This window comes from Neisseria sp. P0021.S006 (assembly GCF_051956895.1).
Map to the genome: position 1 here is coordinate 1 of NZ_JBQCWZ010000855.1, position 617 is coordinate 617.

The 617-nt window shown below is 48.1% G+C and carries 1 protein-coding gene; it reads left to right on the plus strand.

What is annotated here, in order from left to right:
• A partial coding sequence (locus ACTHUM_RS17510) for a D-alanyl-D-alanine carboxypeptidase (protein WP_440403629.1) occupies window positions 1-617 on the plus strand: 617 nt, incomplete at both ends.

Here is a 617-nt window from a genome sequence, read left to right on the forward strand (position 1 = left end):
GAAGCTGGTAACGGCGTTTACCGCGTTTCGTATGCTGGGCGGCGATTATCGTTGGAAAACTGAGTTTAAAACCAACGGCTCAATCAAAGGCGATACACTGAAAGGCAATGTGTATTGGGTGGGGAGCGGCGATCCTGTGTTTGACCAGCATGATTTGGTGCAAATGCAGCAACAGATGCGCGATAAGGGCATACGCCATATTGATGGGCATCTGATACTCGACCGCAGCCTGTGGGGCGATGTGAAGAATCCGGATGATTTTGCTTCCGATTCTGCCGAAAGCTTTATGACGCCGCCCGACCCCAATATGTTGGCGTATAAAACCGTTGAACTGCGTGCTGAAAAAGAAGAAGACGGAAGCTTGGTCATCCGTACCAATCCGCCGCTGCCGAATCTGAACATTCAAAACAAATTGACGCTTGAAGATAAGGAAGGGAAGTGCAGTGTTTTAAAAAACCACATGAAGACTGCCTATAAAAACAATACGCTGACCGTATCGGGCAAGCTGCCGGAAAGCTGCTTGGGCAAAGAGCTGTATCTGAATATGTACAGCATGAAAGAATTTGTCGGCAAAAGTTTTGTGAACCAATGGCGCCAACAAGACGGTACGGTTTCAG